16 protein-coding genes and 1 pseudogene are annotated in these 25,914 nt (G+C 48.9%); 6 read left to right on the forward strand and 11 right to left on the reverse strand.

The window, feature by feature from the left end; genetic code table 11:
* The coding region (locus tag TX85_RS22240; protein WP_158297368.1) for a hypothetical protein at nucleotides 1–1,031 on the forward strand (1,031 nt) is incomplete at its 5' end.
* A 323-nt stretch (nucleotides 1,032–1,354) separates the two neighbouring features.
* On the opposite strand, the gene TX85_RS22245 is transcribed toward TX85_RS22240, so the two are convergent.
* From TX85_RS22245 to TX85_RS22260, 3 genes are all read right to left on the reverse strand, one after another.
* On the reverse strand, nucleotides 1,355–1,930 hold the full coding sequence (locus TX85_RS22245) for a hypothetical protein (protein ID WP_044482047.1): 576 nt from the start codon (nucleotides 1,928–1,930) through the stop codon (nucleotides 1,355–1,357).
* A 171-nt stretch (nucleotides 1,931–2,101) separates the two neighbouring features.
* A complete protein-coding gene (locus TX85_RS22250; protein WP_044482048.1) occupies nucleotides 2,102–2,494 on the reverse strand; it encodes a VOC family protein in 393 nt (130 codons plus the stop codon).
* 968 nt (nucleotides 2,495–3,462) lie between these two features.
* Nucleotides 3,463–4,488: a zinc-binding alcohol dehydrogenase family protein gene (locus tag TX85_RS22260; RefSeq protein ID WP_044482050.1), complete on the reverse strand. Its 1,026-nt coding sequence runs from the start codon at nucleotides 4,486–4,488 to the stop codon at nucleotides 3,463–3,465.
* 179 nt (nucleotides 4,489–4,667) lie between these two features.
* Here TX85_RS22260 and TX85_RS22265 point away from each other — a divergent pair, with 179 nt between their 5' ends.
* Nucleotides 4,668–5,048: a winged helix-turn-helix transcriptional regulator gene (locus TX85_RS22265; RefSeq protein WP_044482051.1), complete on the forward strand. Its 381-nt coding sequence runs from the start codon at nucleotides 4,668–4,670 to the stop codon at nucleotides 5,046–5,048.
* A gap of 384 nt (nucleotides 5,049–5,432) precedes the next feature.
* Here TX85_RS22265 and TX85_RS27825 read toward each other — a convergent pair.
* The 8 genes and pseudogenes from TX85_RS27825 to TX85_RS22300 form a co-directional block, all read right to left on the reverse strand.
* Nucleotides 5,433–5,555 (reverse strand): annotated as a pseudogene (locus TX85_RS27825) (aldo/keto reductase); the annotation flags it as partial.
* Between the two features lie 114 nt (nucleotides 5,556–5,669).
* Entirely contained in the window at nucleotides 5,670–7,628 is a 1,959-nt protein-coding gene (locus TX85_RS22270; protein ID WP_071784241.1) for a carbohydrate-binding protein, read from the reverse strand.
* A gap of 81 nt (nucleotides 7,629–7,709) precedes the next feature.
* The gene (locus TX85_RS22275; RefSeq protein ID WP_044482052.1) at nucleotides 7,710–8,720 is read right to left on the reverse strand and encodes a glycoside hydrolase family 130 protein; all 1,011 of its coding nucleotides are present in this window, start codon (nucleotides 8,718–8,720) and stop codon (nucleotides 7,710–7,712) included.
* Nucleotides 8,721–8,776: 56 nt separating this feature from the next.
* Complete coding sequence (locus tag TX85_RS22280; protein ID WP_049895169.1) at nucleotides 8,777–9,613, reverse strand: carbohydrate ABC transporter permease; 837 nt, start codon at nucleotides 9,611–9,613, stop codon at nucleotides 8,777–8,779.
* 14 nt (nucleotides 9,614–9,627) lie between these two features.
* Complete coding sequence (locus TX85_RS22285; protein ID WP_018751892.1) at nucleotides 9,628–10,530, reverse strand: carbohydrate ABC transporter permease; 903 nt, start codon at nucleotides 10,528–10,530, stop codon at nucleotides 9,628–9,630.
* A gap of 106 nt (nucleotides 10,531–10,636) precedes the next feature.
* Complete coding sequence (locus tag TX85_RS22290) at nucleotides 10,637–12,025, reverse strand: ABC transporter substrate-binding protein (protein WP_044482054.1); 1,389 nt, start codon at nucleotides 12,023–12,025, stop codon at nucleotides 10,637–10,639.
* Between the two features lie 172 nt (nucleotides 12,026–12,197).
* On the reverse strand, nucleotides 12,198–13,829 hold the full coding sequence (locus TX85_RS22295; protein WP_044482055.1) for a response regulator: 1,632 nt from the start codon (nucleotides 13,827–13,829) through the stop codon (nucleotides 12,198–12,200).
* Nucleotides 13,830–13,832: 3 nt separating this feature from the next.
* Complete coding sequence (locus tag TX85_RS22300; RefSeq protein ID WP_044482056.1) at nucleotides 13,833–15,641, reverse strand: cache domain-containing sensor histidine kinase; 1,809 nt, start codon at nucleotides 15,639–15,641, stop codon at nucleotides 13,833–13,835.
* A 1,335-nt stretch (nucleotides 15,642–16,976) separates the two neighbouring features.
* Here TX85_RS22300 and TX85_RS22310 point away from each other — a divergent pair.
* The 4 genes from TX85_RS22310 to TX85_RS28250 are packed head-to-tail and all read left to right on the forward strand — an operon-like array spanning nucleotide 16,977 to nucleotide 25,909.
* Nucleotides 16,977–17,768 (forward strand): ParA family protein, encoded by a 792-nt coding sequence (locus TX85_RS22310; RefSeq protein WP_044482058.1) that lies wholly within the window; start codon nucleotides 16,977–16,979, stop codon nucleotides 17,766–17,768.
* Entirely contained in the window at nucleotides 17,758–18,819 is a 1,062-nt protein-coding gene (locus tag TX85_RS22315; protein ID WP_044482059.1) for a ParB N-terminal domain-containing protein, read from the forward strand. Before TX85_RS22310 ends, TX85_RS22315 begins: the two co-directional genes overlap by 11 nt.
* A complete protein-coding gene (locus TX85_RS22320; RefSeq protein WP_044482060.1) occupies nucleotides 18,803–19,255 on the forward strand; it encodes a DUF6075 family protein in 453 nt (150 codons plus the stop codon). The genes TX85_RS22315 and TX85_RS22320 overlap by 17 nt, the downstream gene beginning before the upstream one ends.
* Before the next feature lie 45 nt (nucleotides 19,256–19,300).
* A complete protein-coding gene (locus tag TX85_RS28250; RefSeq protein WP_044482061.1) occupies nucleotides 19,301–25,909 on the forward strand; it encodes an SNF2-related protein in 6,609 nt (2,202 codons plus the stop codon).
* The last annotated feature ends 5 nt before the right edge of the window (nucleotides 25,910–25,914 follow it).

Here is a 25,914-nt window from a genome sequence, read left to right on the forward strand (position 1 = left end):
AAAACGGCGCTAAGCGGGTCGCCGCCGGGCCGGTTCCATCGGCGAAGAGGGCCAGCGTGGCCGGTAATTTTCCAACAATGACAACGGATGAACTCGTCCTGGTCGGGGAAAGCTTCGCCGGCGAAACCGCCGCTTTGCCTTATGGTCTGGTCCCTTTGCAACGGGACCGCTATCTTGTGGCCACGGAGGACGGATTCTCCTGGGAGGCGGAGCCCAAAACCCGCGCCGTACTCGGAACTTTGCATATCGGGCCGCCGTTATCCGGGATTGTCGCAGGCCAAGATTGGGTCTGGATTTCCTGGGACAAGCATCTTGGCTGCTCCTCCCTGTCCGACCCTTGGCGCTTCGTGCGGCTGGAGGACGGAGCTTGGCCGCAAGCCGTTCACGCCTTTGATCATGCGGTCGAAGCTCTTGCCTCTACGGCCGGTGACAGGGTATTGGCCGCAGCGGATGGTTGGCTGTGGGAGGCGGCGGCGAATCCTGCCGGGATTCGGGTCCGTGCCGTAACCCGCTTACCCGACGAGCCTTGCAAGCAACTGATCGCCGATGGCGATCGGGTGTGGGCCGTCGGACGCTCCGGCAAGCTATACGTGCTTACGGACCTCGAGGTCGGATTTACCGCAATCAAGGAGCGCGTCCTTGCCTGGGATGCCTGGAAGGACGAAACCTCCGCATTAATTGCGGAACAAGATCATTATGCCGTGGAAATGGGCGGGGTTGAGTCGCGCAGCTACCCGATCCCAGTGACTCCCCACCCAACGGATACGGCCCGGCTCGTATGTCTTGGAGAAGGCGCCTTTGCCCTTACAGTCCAAGGCAAAGTCTTCGCTGGAAGCCGCGGCTTAAGCGCCCCCCTCCTGCTGTCGCAAGGAGACGGGACCTCGATATCGGCCGTATCCCGTGCCGCGAAAGATGCCAGGCAATTTACGGTGTCCGTTGCTCCCGAAGATACCCGGCAATTCGCAGTATCCGGCGCACGCAGCAGCGAAGGAGCCGGCATACTGCAAATTTGGAAATTTCAAGCGAGGTAAAAGGGCTCAACCTAAAAATCGATGCTTGACGATTTCGTGCGCATTCTGCCAATGGTATGAAAATCCTGCAAAAGTGCAGTTTTTGAGTCTCAATCGGTCTATTTCCACCCACACACCGATTGACTCAAATCCTAAAAATCCCTGCACTTTTGCAGGCTTTTGGGCTAAACACGTAAATCCTTCGAAAAAACTGCAGATTTGCAGGTTTGTCCGCCCAACCTTCCGCTCGCATCATTTTTAAGCTCCAATTTCTGTTTTGAGCCGACAAAAGAACAGGCCCGATTCGCCAAGAGCTGCATGAAAGCCGGAAAGCTCAGCGACTTCTATTTGGGCCCGTTCACAGACTCCGTATTCGATGCCTCCAGTTGGATTTCCAAGTCATTAGGGCTACAGTCCTGACGATATCGAATCGTGATCAAGTTGTCCGCAACATCGAAAAATACCCTCGGCAAAGAGACAGATACGGATTCCCGCCCGTTTTTCTTTAAGAGCATCGATTCCACCGCTGGACACGGTCCTGTTTTAACAGCAAAATGATCATTTGAAAGTAAAAGACCGCAATCAAAAATCAAATCCACCGATTTTCCTGACTTGTTATGAAATTCAATTGTGGTCTTATAATTCGTTCGATCCGACTCCAGCTGCGCCAACAGGCTCACACGCATGATCTCATTTTCAACAAATCCTGTTAGCTGATCGGGAGCCTCCTTTACGTCCCCTTCGTTTGTTTGCTCCTGTTCAACAGGAATGGATGCTTCAAATGATTCTATTTCGGCTTCTGCATGCACGTGATGAGTATTGGATTCCGAAAAATCATCGATCGCTAAAAGCGAAGAGCAACCAGTAGCAGAAAAGAATGTGACGACAGCTCCCAGCAAACCAATATACATTTTATTCATCAAATCGTTCACCTCAACTTTCAGACACACCAAAGAGGCGAAATGTTCCAGACGGCTTCCTGATTACGACTTACGGAAACGGCGGTGTCTTTCATTCAGTAAATTGCATGGAACACCTGTCTGGAGCAGACAAAGAAGCGCAAAGCATTACTCAGATTCTTCGTATGTTCGTCAATCATTGAGCAAGGTGGGAATGATGCTCATTAATGCATGTACATTTTGATCAGGGTCATAGAAGAAAGTCATCCACGTTTCCGTTTGTCCTGTGTCGACAACTTTATGAGGCTTGTCCAAAAACTGCACCTGCTTTCTCGTTAACGCTTCATAAGCTGAATGAATATGATCGACATTGAAATAAAACACAGAGCTAGGATGATCAAATTGGGCATTCTCTGCAATGCTCAATACAATTTGTATCCCATTGCATTCAAAAAAAGTCATGTTAGGCACTTGAAACAAGAGTTGGAGTCCTAAAATATCTCGATAAAATTGAGTAGCGGCCTCCATATTATGTACACGAATCGATACTTGTCCAATACCCTTTATTTGAAATTCTGGACGCATGCTTGTTCCTCCTTCATATGCTTAATTTGTTGCACTACATCATTCTACTACATTATTAATTTACCGGATACAGAAGCAGAGTATGAAGCAAACAAGCAAAAGCTCGTGCCCACTTATGGTTTACCCGTGCCTTGCATCAAATATTTCATATAGCTCCTCCGGACGGTGCTCTCCAGCCGATCGTTATGCTCGATCAGCCAACCCACCCATGTTGGAATGTCTCGACATTATTCATCTTCACTGGCGAAAACATCAGTTGATGCAGCATTGGACTAACGAACTTGTCTTTACCCTTCCAAAGATTGCTTAACACCTTTGTCAGCGTTTCGGCTTTTAATCTTCACTAATAAGCGGAACGCCCACCGCGCTGAAATAAAACGTATTGAATGCTGCCTTACGGAAGGACCTGCTCGCAAGCAATTCGCAGTAATTTTCCATCCCACAAAATGACGATCTACCGAATTGTCCACGAAGAATAGAACACTCCCATGACAAACGGAATCAGGTAGAACAGAGCGAGTCCGTTTCTTTATCTTCATGGCAACATCATGCCTAATGAACCGTTTCTTCATGTTCTGCTTGCCCCCTACTTCTGTTACAGGGGATTAAAAAATGGTAAGAACAATCAACGTTGTGTTGTCGGTAGTTGGCTTACTACGTTGCGCACCGCCCACCCTGCTATTTTGGCGGCCATTTGCGCAGCCTTGCGCATTCGTCTGTCTAAAAAACTAAGCAATGAATCGTGATTTTACCTTATAAGCAATAGACTAGAGTACGCACTTGCCCGCGCTGATCGGGTCGACCCATTGCGGGCGAAAACGCCGACGCCATCAAGATGGCGAAGCAGTTGCAGAATCTTAGACGTCTCCCCGCCCCGCGAAAAGCCTTGTAAAATCAAGGTTACCCTTGCGGAGATGGAAAGCGGAGCCGGGCCGCTGGCGTTGAGGCAGTGCAGCTTTTTCCTTATATTAAAAATCTTCTACAACAATTTTCCCAATAGATTTGCCGGTCTCTAGTAATGAATGAGCTCTTCGCAAATTCTCAGCATTTATGGGTGAGAGACGTTTGTTTAGTGTAGTTTTTATTATTTGACTATCAATTAAATCAGCAACTTCGTTTAAGAGCTTATGTTGTTCGATCATATCTTCCGTCTGAAACATAGGTCTTGTAAACATCAATTCCCAAACAAAGGTTACACTTTTGTCTTTTAGTAATGTTAGATGAAGAGGCACGTCTGTTTCGACAATGGAGCAAATTTTCCCTTGGGGAGCAATAACTTTCGCCATATTTGCCCAATGCTTCTCTGTTGCGTTAAGACAGAGAATGTAATGGACTATTTCAAATCCCACCTGCTTTAATTGTGGAACGAACTCCTCAAAATGATTAATGGTATGGTCAGCCCCTTGTTCTTTTGCCCAAGCAATCGATTCAGGTCTGGAGGCAGTTCCAATAACAGTCAATCCCACCTGTTTCGCTAATTGAATAGCTATGGAGCCAACCCCACCTGCAGCGCCAATAATTAAAAGTGTTTTATTCTTATTTTCGTTTGAATCACGACTAATATTCATACGATCAAATAGTGCTTCATAGGCAGTAATTGTTGTTAATGGTAGAGCAGCAGCTTGTGCAAAGTCCAAAGATCTTGGTTTTTTTCCTACAATCCTTTCGTCAACAAGATGAAATTCACTATTACCACCTTGCCGAGTGATGTCACCAGCGTAATAGACCTCATCACCTGGTTTAAATAACGTGCACTCTGGTCCCACTTCTTCAACAATTCCTGCCACGTCCCAACCTAAAATTTTAGGGTTGTCCTCTACCTTTTCTTTGGGTGATCGAACCTTATAATCAACTGGATTAACTGCCACAGCTTTTACGCGAACGAGTAAATCCCGACCCGCAGCACGTGGCTTTTCCAGCTGTAAATCTAATAAGCTTTCTGAATTATCAATAGGTAGATAACGATACAAACCTACAGCTTTTATAGTTGCCATGATTATTTCATCCTTTCGTATAGTTTCTGTAAAGTTTCTAACCGACATCAAAAAGAGAGTCGATAGTTTTTCATGCCGTTATATTTGTTATAATAGTACAAAGGATTATTTTTCGTAAGAACGCACAATTTTGTTGCATAGTATTCTTTTTTATACTAATGATTGATGGAGGTATACCAATGAAAAATCACTATAACCAATACTCAGCTTGTCCTAACCCCTACGGATGCCCCGTGGAAGCAACGCTAGAAGTAATCGGGGGGAAATGGAAAGGAGTTATTTTATATCATTTACTTTCAGGAACAAAGCGTTTTAATGAATTTCGCAGACTAATGCCTGACATCACACAGCGGATGTTGACCCTTCAGCTTCGTGAATTAGAAAAAGATGGATTAGTGCACAGGGAAATCTATAGAGAAGTTCCGCCAAAGGTAGAATATTCGTTAACTGAGTTCGGCCTTACTTTACAACCAATTATTATGCTTATGAGAGATTGGGGGGAAAGGTATAACAAAGAGATCGCCATCAAGCGGAATATTTCGGAAAAAGTGAAGTCTTAAATTTTTTACGCCATTCGACCTGGTTACAGAGTTAACGGGTCCCGCCACATGCTCATCAAGCTAATCTGCTCCTTAGTACTTGGGATCCCCATTTTTCGTCGTCACTTATGATACGCCCCGCGCTGTCTGTAACGGCAAGTTTTAGGGCCATCCTTTTGCTGGATGACCCTTTCTTTGAATCGCTTTAATCACGCCTTAGGTTCTTACTTGGATTCGATGCGAACTAACAAATTGGCTCCCCCCTCCAGAGCTTTCCGGGGCACGAGTGGACAGTAGGGATTGATCATGGTCCCCCGCCACCACAAGGGTCGGCGTACTCATGCCGGAGAAGCTTCAGGTCTGCGATGCGGAAACGCCAGATCAGTGGTGAACGGGGGTCGTCAGGAACATGTTGGCGATACTGAAAAAGTTGTTGCCCGATTCGAGGGCCTTCTTAATAATCGGTTTGCTTTGCTCCTCATCCAGAGAACATGGAGTATTACCGCGTTCAGGTACTCCGAAGTTCATGGTTCCAAGGCCTAACTTTGAAACCTCAAACAGCAAGTCCCTATTTCACTTAGGAGACTTGCTGTTTTTTTGTGTTAGTTGGTCAGTCGTAGAAAAAACTTTAGGGTTTCCATTCTATTTGAACTGGAACCAAGTTAAATTAGCAACTGTGCTTGAATCTGACTTAACAAAAGTAACATATACCGTATGGGTTCCTACAGCTGTCCCGGCATTAAGCGGGATATTCTTGACGGACCATTTCTGCCATCCGCCTGTGCTTTCTGCCGTCCAATAACCCAGCATAGGGCCTGTAGGACTGTCCAAGTGGAATTCGATCCTTCCGCCGGAATTAGCGGATGCAACCTTCAAATCAATACTTGTTTTAGCTGTACTGCCAAAGTCTACATTTTTAAATGCGATATAGTCGCCATTGCTCCCTCCGCCAACATCCAGCCCACCATCAGTGCTTGCCTCATAGTGTATAACACCTGAGCTAAGGTTATAACCTTCCGCTTCAAATTTCAATGTGTTGAATTTGGGAGCTGCAGCATAGCTGTTCGTATCTGTTATTTTCAATTCTGCGAGTGTAGTTGCCGCAACTCCACCGACGCGAACATTGTTTATTGTAACTCCGGAGACAGTAGATGTGTCACTCCAACCCTTCATTATGGAAACTTCACCTAAAGCGCGTAAATTGATATTATTATAGACCACATTTTTGATCGGACCGCTTTTTGCAGAAAGATCAAACCACCTGGAGTGAACACCGGATCTTGGCCAGAAGCCTTCTACATCTATATTGTCAAATATGATGTTTTGTGCTGCCGGAGTCCCATAAAGATGACCTACCGCTAAAGCGCGCCAGCATCTGTATACATAAGAGTTTTTAACAACGATACCATCCTGAAGCTGTTTCACTCCATCTCCAACCTTGAATGCTCCACATCTGCTCCAAGCCAAAGCATCATCCACAACTACATTTGACTGTTTTTCAGGACTTCCCGGCCAGTTTGCAGCTATATCCGTAGTTGCTACATCCCATGTCTTAAATGAGTAGGTGTCATCCTCCGATACGGCTACCGTGTGCTTTATGAGTACATTCTGGCTCTCTTGAATGTCTATTGCATCATTTTCATAATCAAGTTCATTGTTGTTGAAGTGCTTTGTATTCTGGAAGGTTACGTTATTAGATCTTGTAACGATTGTAGCCCAGCCACCGCTGTCTCTTATGGTTATGCCGTCAACCGTGAAGTTGCTGCACTGCAAGGGTACAAGAATATTGTTCAAATAATTGTTTGTATTTCTCATATAATGACCATTGCCGTCAATAGTCCCCCTGCCGTATATCTTAATATTGTTTGCATTGGTTTCGGTATAAATAAACCATGTTCCATCCTTATTCAGAGAATTCTTATGAAAATGAGTAGTGTAATCGCTTGGATTTCCTGAACCCCTTATAACAGAACCACCCTCCAGATAAACCGAAACATTGCTTTTTAGAACAAGGTTTCCGCTCTTGTAAACTCCGGCTGGAACGTATACGATACCGCCACCTGCTGCGTTAGCCGCATTTATGGCGTTTTGTATGGCAGTTGTAGCCAAAGTGGCACCGGTACTGTCAGCGCCGTACCCGGTTTTAACATTGTATATCCCTGTACCGGATGAAGCCGGAACATTGGTTTCAAGAGCATCTGCCGCAATAACCAGATCTTTCAAGTTATTGATCTTAACGATAAGATAGGTTGGTGATGAAAGTGTAAAGGTAAGGGTATTTCCGCTCTTTGTTGCAGGGATTCCAAAAGCTTTGGGAGAAATATTATAGGTATTGATTGGCTCGCTTGCCGTTATTGTGATGGTAGTCGTACCTGAAAAAGAGAAATTACAATAATTATAGTTTACAAACACCTCCGAAGTGTCGATTACCGGTATATTGGTAGAGTCTGCTGTTACCGTGTATTGACTGGTCGTGGTATAGATCGACGGTAACGGATAGCTTACAACTGTACCCGCCGCGCTTGCTGTCAAAGGAACGATCGCTAAAATACTGACGAGCATACAAACAATCAAACTTAATAACCTTAACTTTTTTAGCATAAATAAACACCTCTTTCATATTTTCATAAAATACTCTGTCATCAGTTACTCCGCATTTCCGCCCTCAGCCTGCTTCCAATCTTATCTATGCTCCGGCTCCAGACAGAGCCGGAGCAGATCGTCCACATGGGCCGTTGCCAGACATTCCACCGTATCCGCAGAGCCGTAATAGATCTTGACCTCGCCGTCATCCTCCAGAATCATCCCTCCCGGAAAAATCACATGATTGCGGAAGCCCCCGGCAATCTCATAGTCTGTCTCCGGTGCCAGCAGCGGCTGCCTGCTCATGCCGATCACCTTGCGGGGGTCCTCCAGATCCAGCAGCATAATTCCGGCGGTATAGCGCTTCTTCCAGGTGTCCTCCCAACCGTGCTTGCCTCTGGCCGGGTCCACATCCACCGCATGGAAGGTGGTCAGCCAGCCCTTATCCGTCCGGACCGGAGGTGCGGCCGGGCCGACCTTGTCATTGGCAAACGGCACCTGCTCAACGGCGAGCAGTAGGCTGGAGTTGCCCCAATGCGCAAGGTCCGGCGACTCGGAGATCCAGGCATCGAAGCGGTCCCGGCCGCCGCGGCTGTATACCGTGAAGGGACGCTCCAGCCGGACATACTTGCCGCCGATCAACTCGGGAAACAGTACCATATTGCGCAGGTCCGGTGTAGACAGGCTGAGCACCTCGAAGTGTTCCAGATCATCGGTAACGGCAATTCCGCCGCGGATGCCATGGTTCGTATCCACGGCAAAACACATATAACAACGGTCGCCGATCACGGTCAGGCGCGGGTCGTAGGCGCGGATAATTTCCTCGTCATGCATTTTGAACACTGGCTTCGGGCCGGCGGTCCAGCTCAGCCCGTCGTCACTGTAAGCAATGCCGAGATCCGTGGTGTGGTGCGGCTCAAGCGTCTGATCGACCAGTGAGCCGTAATCATTACGGAAGATCATCACATACTTGCCGTTAAATTTCGTTACACCGGCATTGAATACCAGTGCGGTGGGGTAAGGAACCTTCGTTGCATCCAGCACCGGATTGCCCGGATACCGCCGGATGAACGGGGCAGATTGCAGAATCGCCGGAGCGTGTTGAGTCATGGGGTGTACCTCCTTGAATGTTAAATATGGAATATGGGTTGCGCAGGGCCGGACCGCTACCCTTTGAGGGAACCGGCCGTCATCTGCATGAAGGATTTGTTGGCGAACAGATAGGCCACGAGAATCGGCAGAATGGACAAGCAGGCGCCCGCCATCATATAGTGGGTCTGAGCAGCGGCCGAAATCCCGTATTTCAGGTTCGCCAGCCCGACGGTCAGCGTCTGCAACTCCGGCTTCGTCATCGTGAACACGAGCGGCAGCAGATATTCATTCCACGCGCCGCGGAAGGTGAACAGGGCACCTACGCCAAGTCCGGGTCCGAGCAGCGGCAGAATGATCCGCCAGAAGGTCCGGACGGGAGAGCTGCCGTCCATCAGCGCCGCCTCGTCCAGCTCGCGGGGAATCCCCTTCATGAAGCTGGAGAGAATGAAGAAGATCGAAGCATGGGCGGAGATCAGAATCAATATAACGCCCCACAGGCTGCTGTGCAGATGAAGCTTAACCATCAGATCGAACTGCGGACGCAGCACGACCGCCCCTACAGCCACGAACATGGTGAAGGATTGCAGTCCGATATACAACTTTTTGCCGGCAAAATCCATCCGGTCCACCACATAAGCCGCCATGGATGATACCAGCAGCGTGCCGACCACCGCCGCCAGGGAGACAATCAGGCTGTTCAGGGTATACCTGGAGAAATTGGCCTGCGCCCAGGCTTCGGCATAGTTCGAGAAGTGCCAGCTCGCCGGCAGAAAGGTCGCTCCCGCAGTAAGCTCAGCATTCGTCTTGAAGGAGCCCAGGATGGTGATAACGACCGGAATCAGCGTAATAAAAGCAACAGCCAGCAAAAAAATCCACAGGATGATATTGCCCAGGATGGTTCTTAGTCTCATAATAGCCTCTCTCCTCAATCGGTCTGATTCATGCGTCTGGATGCGTAGAAATAAATGAGTGATATCATCCCTACAATGACCGCAGACACAAAGGCGACCGCACTGCCGTATCCGAACTCCTGGACCTGAACCGCCGCGCTGCTTCCGCCGACAGGGAAAAATAATTTGTACAAATACAGGAACATGACCTCCGTCTTGCCTACGGGACCACCTTCAGTCAGTACCATGATGCTCTCGTAGCCCTTCAGGGCTGTAATGATCGCCAGCATAATAACCATCTGCATCACAGGTCCGAGCATCGGCAGGGTGACATAGCGGAACTGCTGGATTCTGCCTGCCCCGTCCAGGGAAGACGCCTCATACACATCCTCCGGAATATTCTGCAGACCGGCGAGGAAGAGCAGCATATAATTGCCGACCGCCCCCCAGGCCGCAACCAGAATGACGGTGAGCATGGCATATTTCGGCCCCAACCAGTCCACACCGGAATCGGAGAGGCCCAGGCGGATCAGAAACTGGTTGAGAATCCCGTTATATGAGTTGAAAATCGTGAAGAAGACTACGGCCATTACAGCGGTACTGATGACGGTCGGCATGAAGAAAATCCCCCGCAGCAGTTGTCTGCCCCGCAGCCCCCGGTTCAATATGACTGCCAGCAGCAGGGCCAGCGGAATGGTGATCAGCAGCTTGCCGCCAGCATAGACAAATGTATTCACCACCGAATCCCAGAACTGGGTGTCCTTCAGAATGCGGCTGAAATTGGCCAGACCGGTAAACCGCGCCGTTCCGAACCCTTTGTAATCATAGAACATATAGCGGAACGCCCAGGCAATCGGGTAAATCCCGAGAACCAATGTGAGCAAGGCACTTGGAAAGATAAAACTGTATGAAAATAAGGCATGTTTCGTCTTGTTCATCTGGTTTCTTCCGGCTCCTTTCTTTTACGACCAGAGCAGAGGGATGAGGGTGTTGCTCCCTCATCCCCCGCTATCCCGGCCTATATCTCTATCCCTAACCTTCTGTCTACTTGGCGAACTTGCCGCCCAGAGCGGCGGGATCAAAGCCGGTATCCGGCTCAGCCTTTATGCCGTCATTCGTAATCACACTGTCCAGTGCAGCGTTATAGCGTTTGTTCAGATCAGCGATAACCACCTTCAGGTCGCCGCCGTTCAGCATATATTTGAAGAAGGCGTCATCCGATTTCATTCCTTCCGGTGCTACAGACGGATAGACCGGCCACACCCCATCGTACTTGTTCGGCAGGAAGCCTTCGATGCCGTTCACATCCGGTGTCTTGGCTGCTGCGCTGATGGACGGAACCATGGAGATGCCGAAGCCTTTTTCCTGATAATCCGTCAGCACCTGATCGCCGTACATGAACTCCATGAACTTCCAGGCTGCTTCTTTATGCTCTGATTTCGAGCTCAGCGCCAGCCATTGGCCCCCGAGGAAGCCGGAAGCCCCCTTCACGGTGCCGTCGATGGTAGGAACCGGAGCGGCCGCCCAGTCAATCTTGGCAGGGAACTGATTCTTGTAGACGCCAGGCTCTGAGGAGTAGGACATATACATTCCGATCTTGCCTTCCGCAAACTGCGCCCGCAGCGGATCAATATCCAGCGATTCTACACCCGGCAGCATGCTGCCGTCGTCCCTGATCTGCTTAAAGGCATTGATGATCGGCTCGAAGCCGCTGAAGTCGTAGCGGGCTGTCTTAAAATCATACCCGAAGCCGCCATAGCCGCTCATCTCCGCAACCACCCGTGCCGAACGTGCGAACGCACTTCCGGGGCTCTTGAAGTTAAGGGCGAAGCCGTAAGCGCCGTCCGCTTTGCCGGCTTCTGTCAATTTCTTGGCTGTATCCACCAGTTCCTGCAGGGTAGTCGGCGGATGTTCAATGCCCGCTTTGGCGAACAGATCCTTGTTGTACACCAGACGCATGGTCGTTCCATAGTTCGGCAGACTGTAACGCTTGCCGTCGAATTCATTCAGATCCGGCATGGCCGGGAATTTCGCCTTCAGCTCATCGTTCAGAAACTCGTCAATCGGAGCGAGAAAGCCTTTTTTGTAGAAGGTCTGGATGGTATTCTCCTTCACCCGGATCACATCCGGTGCATCGGAGGTCTGGAAGGACAGATCGAGCGCGGTATCGAAGTCGTCGCCCTTAACGACCAACTCCACCTCAATCCCGTCGGGATTGGATGCGTTGAACTCGGCTACCTTCTCCTTCACGAAATCCGCATCATGGCGGTCGCCTGTCCAATAGCTGATTTTAGTTTTTTCCCCCGAACCGCCAGTCGTCCCTTCTCCCTTGCCTTCAGCTGCATTGCCGCCGCCACTGTTACCGTTGCCGCAGGCTGCCAAGCCAAGTGCCAGGACCAGGCTCAGAGATGTCATTAGCATACGCTTCATCATTGGTAGTGCCCCCTTATTTATCCCTGCTGTATTCGCTTACAACTCGATTATAGTTCGATAGGCTCATTCAGATAAGGCGGGTAAGCCCACATTAAGGGCAGATTTCTGCAGGAGTTCTATACAGATAAGGGAGGCAATCTCCGCCCTGCGGAAATCCCTCCCCTGTTGATTCCTATTCTTTTCCAAGATAATCCAATTTGAACTCGGACGGGGTCATGCCGGTATATTTCTTGAACACCTCGCTGAAATAGCGCCTGTGCTCATACCCGAGATCCTGGGCGATCTCCTGAACCTGCCGGCCGCTGATCAGCATCGCCTTGGCTTTCTCCATCTTCTCATGCATCACATACTGCTGAAACGAAATTCCCTGCACCTTCTTGAACAGATTGGAGAAATACCCCTGGCTAAGGTTAATCTGCTTCGCCATCTGCTCCAGCGACAGCCCCGTGTCCAGATGACTATGGATATATTCGACGGCCTGACGGATAATCCGCGTAGACTCCAGAGAACGGGCTTGCTCCACCAGCGCACAGGCCTCCCGGCATAGCCAGGACAGCAGGTCCCGTATATCTTGAAGGGAAGGATGCACCTGGTTCTTCATGGCAGCAATTCTGAGTTCCAGCGGCTCCACCTGCCCGTAAGGGAACTGCTCCAGCAGAACCCGGCAGATCCTGGAGCTCAGCTCATAGCCGACACTTTCAACATAACGCGGCTCAGGCAAAAGCCCGCTGTCCAGCAGCTCCGCGAACAACTGGTCCAGCACCTGCAGGCTTTTGGCGGAATTGCCGGAACGCAGGGCGAACAGCAGCTCCTGCTCGGCGGCGGCGGAATAGCTGTGGAGCGAGAGAGGTTTATTCTCGATATTGCTGTAATGATATACCCCGTTGCCCCCGGTATAGAAATGATACCCCAGCGCGCTAAGCGCCTGCCTGTACGCCGTGCCCAGCTCCTGAATCGCCGCCGTGCCTAGCCCCACGCCAATTGAAATGGTATGACGCGAGAAGCGGCTTACATTCGTGCAGCAGGCCTCCGTAATTAGCGCGGCGGTCTCCGGGTCCGAGCCGTTCATGATACAGACGTACCGGTCTGTCGCCTCCCGGATAATAACGCCGCGGGTCCAGGCGGAAATCGTCTCTTCGAGAATATTGTGCAGGCTGAATCTTAGCAGCTCGACCTCCTGCACAGGCTGGCCGCTCAGCTTCTCCGCGAAATGATCGATCTCGGCGACAAACACGAAGAAATTATGCTGGTCCAGCGGGATATCAAGATAGGCCCAGCGGGAACGGGCATCCGCTTCTGTCGTCTGATAGTGCAGCAGGAAGGTGAGATATTCCTGGCGGAGGATAGGCAGACTTTCCCTGATTCTCGCCTCCATTACAGCAAGTCTGGTGGTCTCCTGACGCTCCTCCCGGCACAGCTCCCTGGCCTTCAGCACTGCATTCACAATCTCCTCCAGGGAAAAGGGCTTCTTCACGAAATCAAGCGCCCCCAGCCGGATGGCTTCCTGGGCATAAGAGAACTCCGAGTAGGCACTGAGGATAATAATCTTGCAGTCCGGGAGCACCTCCAGAATCGCCCGGGTCATCTCCAGGCCGTCCATTCTTGGCATCCGGATATCCGTCAGCACAATGTCCGGCCGGGTCTCGCGGATGATCTGTAGGCCCGCTTCGCCGTTAAGCGCCGTACCTGTGACCTCAATACCGTGCTCCTGCCACGGCGGCTTGCGCGAGACCATCTCCACCACACTTTTGATATCGTCGATTACACATAATTTGAACCTTTCCGGCTCCAGCTTCCGGTCCATCCTTCAACTCTCCTCCTCTGCGGGAATCCACAGATCTGTCCGTGATCCCTTACCTGGTTCGCCGCCAACGTCCATACGGGCTTCGTCCCCGTAATACAGGGCCAGCCGGTGCCTGATGTTGAACAGGGCATAACCTTTCCTTGACTGCGGAGCCCTGACCATCCCCTGTTTGACCCGTGCAGCATCAAGTCCCCGTCCGTTGTCGGTAATGCAAATATGCAGCAGCCCCTGCTCCCGGTTGGCCGTGATGTCTATCCTGCCTCCTATTGTCATGTCGCTGAATCCATGCTGAATGCTGTTCTCCACCACCGGCTGCAGGATAATCTTCGGCAGCAGGCAGGACAGCAGGGCCTCGTCCTCTACCGTCACCGTGTATTCAAACAGTCCTTCATAGCATTTCTGCTGAATGGCGAAATACTGCCGCATGTGGGACAGCTCATCCGCTAGGGTAATCAGATCCTTGCCGCCGCTGAGCCCGATCTGGAACATCTGCGACAACGACAGGATCATCTCATTCACATCGTCATTCTCGCCCATGACCGATTTGCAATAGATGGTATTCAATGTATTGTACAGAAAGTGCGGCTCCATCTGCGCCGTAAGGGCACGGATCTCTGCATGGCGCTTGTCCTTCTCCTTCGCCTTCACATCCGCGATCAGCGTCTTGATCTCCGACATCATCCGGTTGAACTGAAAGCCGACCTGGGCAATCTCGTCCTCATAACGGCTCTCATACACCACACTGAGCTGGTTCTCTTCGACTCTGCGCATCAGCCGCCGCAGCTTGAACAGGGGCTTCAGCAGCACAGATGTCAGTTGATTGGAGATCAGCCAAGTCGCCAGCAGGAAGACAACGATGACATAGAGGGTAATGCGCTGCACCCGCTGCAGCTTGCCCAGCAGTTGTTCCCGCGACTGCATACCGGAGATGATCCAGTCGGGTGATACCGCTGAGCTTGCATAATTCACCAGATACTCCTTGCCGCCATAGCTGTAGTTGTGATTCTGCGGATTGGCCCCATTTCCGGCTTCTGCAAGCACCGGCTTCCAGGGGAACCTGCCCCGGAACGGCCAGCGGGACTCCACTACCGCCTCTCCTTCCCCGCTCACCAGGTAATAATTCCATCCTGCTTGTTCCGCCCCTTTATTCAGCAGCTCATCTATCCGGCTTTCCTTGATATTGACCACAATAAATACATTGCTGATCGGTGTGTAAGGGTATTCATAAATTCCCCGGACTACGAAGGAGACCACCCGCTGGCTGCCCGTGAACAACCGGTCATAATGTCCTTTGGCCCAGTAGCCGCCCGGCTGCTCCTTACTCAGATCATATAATTCCGAGCCGTAGAACGAGTTGTCCTGCACCCGGATCTGCGTTGTGGGATAGAAATCGCCAATCGGGGTAACGATCAGCACATTCTCAATGATCGGCTGATTGAACGTTGCCTGCGAGAGTACATACTGCAGATCGGACAGATGTACATAATAATTAGAGACCTCATGGCTCAGCACATCCACCATCATCTTGCGGTACGCATCGCTCAGCATCAGGGACTGCACGGACAGCGCTACATCATTCAGGCGGGAATCCAGAAGCTGTGCCGTTTTGCTTACAGTCTCCCGGCTGCTGGCGTAGGCATTGTCCTCGATCTCCTGCGCAGCAATCCAATACGAGAAGGTGCCCATTGCACCGATGGACAGCGTGATCAGCACGATGAACGAGAACAGAATCCTCTGTTTGATGGATATCCGGTAATACCTGCCGGCGATCTGCCGTCCGAGCTGCCGGCCATAGGCTCTGAATGTATTCATATTTCCCCCTTCTTGAGCATGTATCTCCCTACGATTGTCAGTTCTTGTCACTTGTACAATACGGCTGCTCCGGCCCGGCGTCAAGACAGGAAATGATTATTTAGCGGATTCCGTCCCTTATTATCAATAGGCATTAGCCAAACTGACAGTTTCAAGGGCGATTCTATGAAGCATGAAACAGAGATGGGGGAACGTTGAACGAAGTCCTGCCCCAACTGAATACTGGCAGCAACGTAGTGTTCACTTATTATGGCGGCGGGGAATCTAGTCCGCTTCATGTGGTATTCCATGTATAGGTCTGGGAACAATAAACTGCTTCCATTTACTGCTTCGACACCTGGATGAACAAGGGCTGGGACCCGTTGTTGGCATTACGATTGCGGATGTAGAGCGCTCTAATCGGCTACTGTTTGGGAGTGTTACTGCTAATACATAATGACCGGCGGTTGACGGCGTAAGTTGTCCTGCTGGTGACGGCCAAGCTGTCCGGTCTATGGTGTGAAGAAAGGGAGAATCATGACAATTCTCCCTGGATGACGCGTTTGATCATATGATCGTCAATGATGCGATGTTTGTTCTGCGAGCCGTCTCGGGACAACTTATTCGCGGCCTACAGACAGTTTTTCTGTGAAAATAAGGGTAACCAGATGAATGGACGAATTTCTGTTTTTGGGCAATACAATGCCCGGGATCTCCATTTCCATGAGTCCATGTTTAGACGATCTATGGGTTGGTAGAACTAATTAACTTGCTCGTTTTTGGGGTCGGCCTTCTAGGTAAGCTTCTTTGTTTTTCAGCATGCTATAGGCTATGACCAGTAGGGTTCGTGCCATAGCAATTGGCGTTAGCATGAAAGAAGTACAAGAATGGCTGGGTCACAGTGTCTATTCCACCACAGCCAACATCTATACTCACTTGGAATTCAGTTCCAAGGTCACTTCCGCAAACCGAATGAATGAAGTAATAAAAATAAAAAACAGTCCACTAGATTTTTAATCTAATGAACTGCTCTAAGTAAAGTAATACCGGCGAGAGGACTCGAACCTCCACGGTTTCCCACTCGATTTTGAGTCGCGACTGCTATTCGGAAGATAGCAGAAGTTAAGTCCAAGAAGAGGAATATAAAAACCGCGAAAAGCCTTGTAGAATCAAGGTTTTTCGCGGTTTTTTTGGTTTTTTCCAAGCCCCGCAAGGGTTCCCGGCATCTGGGCAAAATGAAGCCATTTTTGGACGTTGGAGAGAACTCGGGAAGAACTCAGGAAGAACAACAACAGATCGGCCCACTCCCTACCATTGACAAAATAATGAAGCATCTGCTTCAGGGAGGGTTTTAATATGTCCAACACAACAGTAATCACCATTGCAAACCAAAAAGGCGGTACCGGGAAAACGACCACCGCCTACAATCTCGCTTACGCCTTATCTAATGAAGGAAAAAAAGTATTGCTGGTCGATTTCGACCCGCAAGGCAATTTGTCGATGTGCTTTGGCATTGAGCAGCCGGATCAACTTCCATTCTCCATGTTCAATGTCATGAACGCCATCATGAGCGACGAGCCACTTCCACCTGCCGAGGAGTATATCCACTCGCATGGCAATATCGATCTCATTCCGAGCAACATCGAATTGTCAGTTGCCGAAATCAACTTGCGGGATGAAATGGGTGGCGAAAAAACGCTGGCCTCCCTGCTCGAACCAATGAAGCCGAATTATGACTACATCATCATCGACACTAACCCTTCTCTTGGCTTGCTGACAATCAATGCTCTTGCAGCCAGCGATAGTGTGCTGATTCCCGTCAACCCGCAGCTATGGTCTGCGACAGGATTAACCCAGTTGCTCAGAATCATTGTAAAAGTCAAAAAACGCATCAACCCGCGCATTAGTATTGAAGGTATTCTCATGACCATGTGCAACACCCGTACCAACTTGTACAAGGAGGCTTTTCGCCTGGTCAAAGTCTATTACCGCGAAACCTTCCGCATCTTTGATGTGCAAATCCCATTGTCAGTCAAAGTGGGAGAAGCAAACTTCTACAGCCAAAGCATTATACAGTTTGAACCCAAATCCAAGGTCGCTGCGGCGTATCAAGAACTGGCAAAGGAGCTGATGACCGGTGACTGCTAAGCGCCCTGTTCCCAAACTCTCCAGCATCGACGAGTTATTGTTGCTATCGGAGAAAGACCAGCCTTCGCTTGAACAGATTGTCGGAATTCAAACTGTACCGATCAACAAAATCAGAATGTATAAAGACCATCCATTCCGCTTATATAAAGGTGAACGATTGGCGGATATGGTTAGCAGCATCGAGAGCAACGGCATTCTTATCCCGGTTATTTTGCGGAAAATTGAAGCCGATGAGAATGGCTGTGACCATGAAATGCTTGCCGGACATAACCGGATGAACGCAGCGCAATTGCTGGGGCTTGAACAACTGCCCGCTATTGTAAAAGAAAATCTCACCGATGAAGAAGCGCTCATGTATGTAGTAGAAACCAATGTGTTGCAACGTTCTTTTTCAGATATGTTGCCTTCGGAAAAAGCAAAAGTGTTGGCTCTCCGCTATTCGGAAATGTTCTCTCAAGGCAAACGGAACGACATTATTGAAGAACTTAAAATGCTTGAAAACCCGCAGTATGACAAGGAAAATGAAACTTCGGCCCTATTAGGGCACAAGTTAAAAAGTCGGGACATTGTAGCTCATGAATACGGCCTATCCAAAAATACTGTCGCCCGGCTGCTTCGCATCGACAAACTCTCTCCTCCACTCAAGGCGATGGTAGACGAAGCGAAGATCGGATTATATCCTGCGGTCAGCCTTTCCTATCTGAATGATACAGAACAGCAAGTTGTCCATGAGGCATTGTCTCGGAATGACTTTAAAGTAGATATGAAAAAGGCCGAACTCCTGCGTGAACACTCCGGCCAATTAACAAATGAGCAAGCAGTTCGAATCTTGTCCGGCGAAGCAACACGCAAGCCTCGTAATAAAACACCAGCCCCTTTCAAGCTCAAACATAAGGTATACGCAAAATATTTTTCTTCATCCCATAAAGCTGCCGAGGTTGAGGAAATCATCGACAAAGCATTAGAAATGTATTTCACCAATCAACAAAAAAAATCCAATGAATTATCCAATGAAAAAAAGGAGGACAACACCTATGAATCCGATCTTTAAAGACATTGAGCATGAGCAGTTTTACGAGGGTAATCTTCGCATGACTCACAGCCAACATGATCCGTATCGTCAAGCTTTCTTCTATGTTCTAGGCCTTACGCCGCAAACACGCCAGCATGTCCACGATCTGTACGATTACGAAGAACAAGTGATTCGTTTGGAAGCACTGGAGCAAGGCTGGCAAACTAGCACTTCTGTCAAAATGACTCGTCTCGCCTTTAACCTGTACAACGGCTACACAGGAGATGCTGAAACAGGACGCGATCATCCCCGCCAATATAGCCCATATCATATGTTCGACACCGGGCTGATGCCTTACTTTTTTGAAGCGATCAAACTTCGTTATGCGGAATATACCCAGTCCCTGGAACAGCCGTACTTTGCCTTTCCACCAACAGAGCAAGATTATCATACTTCATATGAACACGAAGCCTGAATCATATAGCGCCCACCTAATTCCATCCAGAAAGGAGAGCCTGACATGAGCCGCATTCAGCCCCTACGCCATCTGTACGCATCCGCTTTTGGCGAGATCACATCCAGCGGAGACGCTTGGCAACAATACCTGCACTTTGCTGCATCTATTTACAAATACTCATTTGACAACAGCATGCTCATTTACATCCAGCGCCCGGAAGCGACCATGCTGGCTCCCCTGCCGTTATGGAATCAGCTAGGCCGTTATGTGAAAAAGGGCGAAAAGAGCATTGCCGTCTGTGATTTCCAGCAAGGTAGTCCAACATTAAGCCATTTATTCGATGTCACCCAAACGACAGGTAAACAAGCCCCTGCCCTTTGGAATCTGGAACAACTTGATCCCGACGAACTGGCTGGGCGACTGACCTCCTACGATACGCTTAGCCTTGCTAAAGCGATCTCCCAACTTGTACATGACACGGTTCATTCATCTTGGGATGAGTGGCTCAAAGACATTGAACATGATATTCACGACCATTTCTTGAGCAACATCCCCATGCTTGGGCTTGAACAGCATATGGGGGATTTAATAGAAGACAGTGTTCGCTATCTCATCCATCGCCGCTGTCAGTTGCCCGAACCGAATCATACCGACTTTTCGACGATCACCCATTTTGATACTTTGCCGCTTGCCGCACGCTTGGGCTATCAGGTGAATGCTCACGCCCGAAGCCTGCTCACAGACATTGCTCGTTACGTAAAAATTATGGAACAAGAAAGGAGCTTGGCTCATGAGTCATCTCGACAAACCGACATTGACGTATCACGAAGTGGACGGATTACTGTACCCGAACCTACAGATCTCGAACGAATCGACTACGGGTCAACACCCCCTGGGCAAATTCGGGCGGCTGGCGTTGAATTATCAGCGAAATCACCACCCGCAACGCTTTCAAATTCTTCAAATGGAAGGCAACCTGATGTCGAAAATGTATCAGGTCGAACAGGAGGCACTGGAACGGATGGAGCAATTGACAAATCAGTTACTCCGGCTTCAGCCTATGCCACAGACGGACGACACACTGGAACGGACACGGCACTTGAACCAGATCAAATCGACAGCCGAGGAACTGGTCATGAACGACATCATTCTGAAACCACGATAATCGAAGAAAGTCTCCCTTCCCCCACCTCATCCGAGCCGCCATCAAGCGGTTCTTTTTTTATGCTCGATAAAGAAGCGGCTCCTTCAGAAAAGCGAAGCGGAGAAGACATGCTGGCCTATTTAATCACAAGCAACAAAAGCTCCTGGGCAACGAAACAACAAGTCTATCAATTTGTGGTGGATAATCATCCTGTTAAATCGGCTGATCTAATCTCCTTCTTAAAACCGTTGTATGGAATTAGTGGAGCAAGAGGAGATTTTGAGAATGGTCTTGTCGGCTATATGTTTGATGGCAAAGGAGTTACGATTTCCTGGGAAGCTGTAAACGGATCACATGAAGAACATTTTAAATGGAAGAAATTCAGTGACACATTACTTCAATTAATTGCAGAAGGCCGCTATGACAAACACGCCGCTCCCTTTCCACCTGTAGAGCCTGAATGGACGTTATTTGATTACGCCAACGAACAAGCAGAGATTGAAGATCATTTCAAAGAACCCGAAGTCCAGAACAACATAAGCGACCACGCTGATGATCGGAAGCAGGAACCCCTTTCTCTACCATTAGGCACTGAAAGCATGAATGAAAATGCCATTTCTTCTCCAGATGCTCAACCCAAGCTTCCTGCTGTGGCTAACTATCGCTTTCAAGCCGAGCAATCTCCTTATGTATCTGGTCCAAAGAGCAAGTACAAGCGGAACGTGGAGGCTATTCGCCTACTCAAGCAATTGGAAGCAGAGCAGCGGCAAGCAACAGGAGTTGAACAGCATGTTTTAGCCGGTTATGTCGGCTGGGGCGGATTAGCCAATGCCTTTCATCCTACTGCGAATGGCTGGGAAAGCGAATATGCCGAATTAAAGCAACTTTTGGATGAAGACGAATATGCAGCAGCCCGGAATTCCACCATTACAGCCTTCTATACCGAGCAATCCTTAATTCAGACCATCCATGCGACCTTGCAACGTTTTGGCCTCACCTCTGGTGCTGGACGCCGCTTGCTGGAACCTTCAATGGGCAGCGGAAACTTCTTTTCGGTTCTTCCACCTGAATGGGACCATGCTGAACTTCATGGCGTGGAACTGGATTCACTAACAGGGCGGATTTCACGACATCTCTATCCCAAGGCGAACATTCATATCCATGGATTTGAAACCATGGACTGGCGCGAACAACGCTTTGATGCCATCTTCTCCAACATTCCTTTTCATAACATTCGTATCCATGACCACCGCTACAGCAGCAGTCACTACATTCACGATTACTTTTTTATCCGTTCGCTAGACTTGCTCAAGCCTGGAGGCATATTGGCTTTTATCGTCAGCAAAGGCACAATGGACAAACAGGACTCCAGTGTACGGCAACTCCTGGCGCAGAAAGCTGAATTAATCGGCATGGTTCGCTTACCGAACACGACCTTTCAATCCCTCGCTGGCGCTACAGTCACCACAGATATTGTATTCCTACAAAAACGGGAATCTCCGCTTCCCCTCACCCCAGCAGATATGCCCGAATGGATTGAAGTTGGAGAGACAGATGGCGTGCCTGTCAATCGCTATTACCTGACCCATCCTGAAATGCTGCTCGGACAAATGCAATGGGATCGGGGGATGTACGGTGCAGAGAAAACCAGTGCCTGCATTCCGTATGAAGGACAGCCTCTACTACCTGCCTTGGAGAAAGCGCTCGGTACATTGAAAGCTCGTTTTCCTGACTTGACGGATGAAGTAGCACAAACAAAAAACAACCTCTCTCCCCTCCTATCGGATGAGGAAGAGGAGCCAATCCAAAAAGCGCCTCCTGGCACGAAAAGCTTTACGTTTATCGCCGAACAGGAACGCATCTATTACTGTGAAAACGGCTTTCTTCTCCCTCAAGACATCAAAGGCAAGAAGGCAGAACGCATCAAAGGCTTATGCGCCATTCGCGCGGCGCTTTTGGATGTTATCGAAATCCAATCCCGTGAATACGGCTATGAAGCGGACGAATTAGAGCAAGCCCAGTCCAGACTTAATCATATCTATGACCGTTTTGTTCATCAGCATGGATCCATTAACGAACGGGCCAATACTTCTGCTTTTGCTGACGATGACCAACTGCCGCTGTTGCGCTCCATTGAAGACCTCACAGAAGATAAAACCTGGACAAAAGCCGCTATTTTCAGTCGTCCGACGATTCGGGTTAACTCCTTGCCAGAGCATACAGATGATCCGCTGGAAGCTTTACAAATTTGCCTGAATCATCGCCTGCGCATCGACCTGCCATATATCGCCCATCTCTGCAACAAAACAACGGATGAAGTGCGGGAGGCGCTGGGTGAACGCATTTTCCAAAACCCGCAAGCCTATACAGGGGATGCGGAGGAGGGCTGGGAGATGGACGATGAATACTTGTCTGGCAACGTCAAAGACAAACTCGCCTATGCCATGCTCAAAGCGCAGGAGTACCCGGATGTATTTCAGCGCAATGTCGCTGCGCTTACTCGTGTCCAACCTGCTCCTCTGCTGCCAGGAGACATCGACTTCCGTATCGGCAGTCCCTGGATTCCAGTTAAGGTATATCGGGCCTTTATGTATGAAACGTTTGGCACGGCTCAAATCATGCAGGATTCTCATACCATTGATGTAGATTATCTCGAATATACCAATACATGGCGCGTATCCGGAAAATCTATTGAAAGAGGCTCAATCAAAGTTAACCAGACCTTCGGTACTGGGCGAGCTAATGCCTATGAGATTTTTGAAAGCAGCCTTAATCTGCAAAGTATCACGGTGCGTGATCCAGTCACATATCTGGATGCAAACGGTAATGAACAACTCAAGTATGTAGTCAATGCCAAGGAAACGATGATTGCCCGTTCCAAACAACAGCAGATGAAAGAAGCTTTCGCCTCTTGGCTCTTTCAGGACAAGACACGAGCCTATACACTGCTCTCTATTTACAATGATAAATTCAACACGATTCGTCCGCGCACCTATGAAGGCGAACATTTGGTATTCCAAGGAATGAATCAGGAAATGAGTCTGCGCAAGCACCAAAAGGATGTAGCTGCCCGTATTATTTACTCTGGTACAGCACTTATGGCTCATGAAGTCGGTGCTGGCAAAACAGCGGCAATGATTACAGCCGGAATGTATTTGAAACGGATTGGTGCAGTTCACAAGCCATTATATTGCGTACCCAATCACTTGACCGAGCAATGGGCAAACGAATTTTTACGCTTCTTCCCGTCTGCTAATGTGTTAGTGACCACAAAAAAGGATTTTAGCTTAGCTAACCGTCAACGCTTCGTTTCCAAAATTGCAATGGGCAATTACGATGCCGTCATAATCGGTCATTCACAGTTCGAAAAAATCCCCATTTCCCGTGATCGGCAAGAGCAGCTCCTTCAGGGTGAAATCCGCAACGTCTCCCACATGATTAACCAGATAAAAAAAGAAAAAGGCGACAACTGGAGTATAAAGCAAATGGTGGTGTTTGAGAATAACCTTAAATCCCGCCTGGAACGGCTATTAAATGAAAGTAAAAAGGATGACCTGCTCACTTTTGAACAGCTTGGCGTGGATATGTTATTTGTCGATGAAGCTCATGCCTACAAAAACTGCTTTACCTTTACCAAAATGCGTAATGTAGCTGGGATTGGCAAATCCAGTAGTCAGCGAGCAACCGATATGCTACTAAAATGCCAATACTTGCAGGAGATGAATCAAGGACGCGGGGTGGTTTTTGCTACAGGTACACCGATTAGCAACAGCATGTCCGAAATGTATATCATGCAACGTTTTCTCCAGCCTCACTTGCTGCAAAAGCTGGGATTGAACTTTTTTGATAATTGGGCAGCAACGTTTGGCGAGGTCGTTTCTTCCCTGGAGATTACGCCCGAAGGCAGCGGCTACCGGATGAAATCCCGCTTTGCCAAGTTTCACAATCTGCCGGAGCTGATGAGTATGTTTCGTCTGGTTGCGGATATTCAAACTGCTGACATGCTTAAGCTGCCGGTTCCTAAACTGGAAGGCGATAAAGCAAGCGTTGTCGTTAGCGAGCGCTCCCCTTATCAAGAGCAGATGATGGAAGAGTTTGTTGAACGGGCCGAAAAAATTCGGAACAATGAGGTCGATGCCAAAGAGGACAACATGCTCAAGTTGACCCATGAAGCCAAGTTGATGTCCATTGACCCGCGCCTGGTACATGAGGATGCTCCCGTTGATCCGATGTCCAAACTGAATCTCTGCATCAACAACGTATTTGATATTTGGCAGGAGACGCAGGCGAACCGACTCACCCAAGTCATTTTCAGCGACAGCGGCACGCCAAAACCAGGACAGTTTAATGTGTATGATGAAATGAAGTCCCAATTGGTTCTTCGCGGTATCCCGGAGCATGAAATCGCCTTTATTCATGATGTAAATACGGACGCTGCACGTGAAGCATTATTTGAGCAAGTACGCCGCGGCGAAGTTCGCCTCCTGTTAGGCTCCACGCAAAAAATGGGAACCGGGACAAATATACAGACGAAACTTATCGCCGCCCATCATATTGACTGTCCATGGCGACCTTCTGATATTATTCAGCGGGATGGCCGCATTCTACGGCAAGGCAATCAAAATGAAACAGTACGGATTTTCCGCTATGTGACCAAAGGAACCTTCGACTCATATTTGTGGCAAATCCAGGAGCAAAAGCTACACTACATCTCACAAGTTATGACGGGCAGAAGTATTTCCCGCTCCTGTCAGGATGCCGATGAAACTGTATTATCTGCTGCTGAGGTAAAGGCTGTTGCGGCGGGCAACCCTATGCTGGCAGAGAAGATGGAAGTGGACAATGAAGTCATACGCCTCAAGCTGCTCAAAACAAACTGGCATAACGAGCAAATCGTGCTGGAACGGCAGCTCAATCAGCATTACCCGCAAGTGTTGGCTTCCTGTGCAGAAAAGCTGAAACAATATCAGACAGACTGTAAACTCGCTGAACAGCACAGACTCCATGACTTTTCAATCACCTTAGATGGCACTACTTATACGGAGCGTCCTCAAGCAGGAGAAGTTCTGTTGCTTATATCCAAAGTAACTGAACTGGAGCAGCAACCTATAAAGATAGGCCAATTCAAATGTTTCGATATTCTGCTATCCCACTCCAGTTTTGAATATGTACAACTACACCTTCGAGGAGCGGCGACCTATACGGTCGAGCTTGGGGATTCAACTTTAGGAAATATAAGTAGGTTGGAGAATCTGTTGGAGAAAATACCCATCAGAATCGAGGCAACCAAACAGCAGCAGCAAGATACCCTCCACCAGATCGAAACAGCGAAGAAGGAAGTCGGGAAACCTTTTGAATTTGAAGATAGTTTGAGTCAATTTGTGTTGAGGCAGTCTGATATTAACTCGACGCTGGAGTTTAAGGAATTACAAGGAAAGGAACAAATTATAGATGATTCTGATGTGGAAAAACAAACCTCAATGAATGAAGAAGTGGCTAAATCAGAAATTACAGGGCAAGGAATATAGGTTAA

Origin of the sequence: Paenibacillus antibioticophila (assembly GCF_000455265.1) — a bacterium.
In the GTDB taxonomy this organism is placed as follows: Bacteria; Bacillota; Bacilli; order Paenibacillales; family Paenibacillaceae; genus Fontibacillus; species Fontibacillus antibioticophila.

Coding starts and splice junctions, on each gene's coding strand:
- TX85_RS22270 (WP_071784241.1), bottom strand. CDS start 7,628: ATGCTAAAAAAGTTAAGGTTATTAAGTTTGATTGTTTGTATGCTCGTC.
- TX85_RS22300 (WP_044482056.1), bottom strand. CDS start 15,641: ATGAATACATTCAGAGCCTATGGCCGGCAGCTCGGACGGCAGATCGCC.
- TX85_RS22245 (WP_044482047.1), bottom strand. CDS start 1,930: ATGAATAAAATGTATATTGGTTTGCTGGGAGCTGTCGTCACATTCTTT.
- TX85_RS22265 (WP_044482051.1), top strand. CDS start 4,668: ATGAAAAATCACTATAACCAATACTCAGCTTGTCCTAACCCCTACGGA.
- TX85_RS22275 (WP_044482052.1), bottom strand. CDS start 8,720: ATGACTCAACACGCTCCGGCGATTCTGCAATCTGCCCCGTTCATCCGG.
- TX85_RS22310 (WP_044482058.1), top strand. CDS start 16,977: ATGTCCAACACAACAGTAATCACCATTGCAAACCAAAAAGGCGGTACC.
- TX85_RS28250 (WP_044482061.1), top strand. CDS start 19,301: ATGAGCCGCATTCAGCCCCTACGCCATCTGTACGCATCCGCTTTTGGC.
- TX85_RS22320 (WP_044482060.1), top strand. CDS start 18,803: ATGAATCCGATCTTTAAAGACATTGAGCATGAGCAGTTTTACGAGGGT.
- TX85_RS22260 (WP_044482050.1), bottom strand. CDS start 4,488: ATGGCAACTATAAAAGCTGTAGGTTTGTATCGTTATCTACCTATTGAT.
- TX85_RS22285 (WP_018751892.1), bottom strand. CDS start 10,530: ATGAACAAGACGAAACATGCCTTATTTTCATACAGTTTTATCTTTCCA.
- TX85_RS22290 (WP_044482054.1), bottom strand. CDS start 12,025: ATGATGAAGCGTATGCTAATGACATCTCTGAGCCTGGTCCTGGCACTT.
- TX85_RS22295 (WP_044482055.1), bottom strand. CDS start 13,829: ATGGACCGGAAGCTGGAGCCGGAAAGGTTCAAATTATGTGTAATCGAC.
- TX85_RS22250 (WP_044482048.1), bottom strand. CDS start 2,494: ATGCGTCCAGAATTTCAAATAAAGGGTATTGGACAAGTATCGATTCGT.
- TX85_RS22280 (WP_049895169.1), bottom strand. CDS start 9,613: ATGAGACTAAGAACCATCCTGGGCAATATCATCCTGTGGATTTTTTTG.